The sequence below is a fragment of the Actinomadura logoneensis genome, from assembly GCF_003428695.1.
GTDB classification, from domain to species: domain Bacteria; phylum Actinomycetota; class Actinomycetes; order Streptosporangiales; family Streptosporangiaceae; genus Spirillospora; species Spirillospora logoneensis.
The window spans coordinates 1-1393 of the sequence record NZ_QURH01000520.1; the positions used below are offsets into that span (position 1 = coordinate 1).

Sequence of the window (1393 nt, forward strand, 5' to 3'; positions counted from 1 at the left end):
GCCGGTGCGCGCGCCGGTACGTCCGGCGAGCAGCACCGCCAGCGCGAGCCCCAGCGCCGCCGCGACGAGCGCCAGCGCGACCCGGCCGTCCGCGACCAGGGACGCGCCGAGGCCGAGCAGCCCGCCCGCGACCCACGCCAACTGGTGGAGGGTCTCGGACACGGCGAAGGTCGACGACCGGACCTCCTCGCCGATCTCCCGCTGCACCACCGCGTCCAGCGAGAGCTTGCCGAGGGTCTGCCCGACCGCGCCCGCGAACGCCACGGTGAGCGCCGCCCACAGGCCGAACAGGGCGGCGCTCACCGCGCAGACGGCCGTGACGAACCCGAGCGTGCCGTGGACGATCGCCCGCGGGGCGCGCGCCTTCATCCACGCGCCGAGCGCCGTTCCGGCGAGGCCGCCCGCCGCCGCGCACGCCGCGAGCATCCCGAGCGCGACGTTGCGCGGCACGGGCCCGAACGTCTCCTGCCGCAGCACGAACGCCAGGTAGATGATCAGGAAGCCGGAGAACGCGCGCAGCACGGCGTTCGCCCGCATCGCCTCGGCCACGACCGGACCGACCTTGAGCAGCGTCCGCCACCGGCCGCGCCCGCCCGTTCCCGGGCCGCCCGTTCCCGTTGTGCCTGTCCCTGCGGAGCCCGTCCCGGCCGGGCTCGGCGGATCCACCGTGCCCGGGGAACCGGCGGTGCCTGGTGTGGTGGATGTTCCCGGTGAGCCGGTGGTGGCCGCCGGGTCGGGGGGACGGAGAGGCGGGGTGTCCAGAGTGTCGACGTGGGCGGGGAGCCGCAGGACGAGGACCACGCCGAGCCCGAAGACCAGCGGGGCGAGCCGGAGCAGCCAGTCCGCGCCGACCAGCAGGCTGACGCCGCCGCCGAGCGGGGCCGCGACCGCCGCCGCCAGCAGGCCCGCGAACGACAGCCGCGCGTTGGCCGTGACCAGGGTGACCCGGTCCGGCAGGACGCGCGGGGTGACCGCCGCCCGCAGCACCCCGAACGCCTTCGAGAGCACCAGGACGCCCAGCGCGGCGGGCAGGAGCGTCACCTCGTCGCCGTGCGGGACCGCGCCCGCCATCGCCCAGCAGAGCAGCCCGCGCCCGGCCATCGAGGCGGCCAGCGCGTACCGGCGGACGTGCCGCATCCGGTCCAGGGCGGGGCCGATCAGCGGCGCGACCAGCGCGAACGGCGCCATCGTCACCAGCAGGTAGAGCGCCACCTCGCCGCGCGCCCGGTTCACGTCCAGGCTGAAGAACAGCGTTCCGGCGAGCGCGACGGCGACCAGGGCGTCCCCGGCCGAGTTGACCGCCGCCGCCTCGATCAGCGCGCCGAGGCCGCTGCGTCCGGCCCCCTGCGCGTTGGCGGCGCGGCGGACCGCCCGCCCGGCGCCCCCGCCGACC

The 1393-nt window shown here is 77.6% G+C and carries 1 protein-coding gene; it reads right to left on the bottom strand.

Annotated features, from left to right (window positions below):
* Positions 1-1393 (bottom strand): MFS transporter (locus DZF91_RS23780; RefSeq protein WP_117359540.1); only part of this gene is annotated, 1393 nt, incomplete at both ends.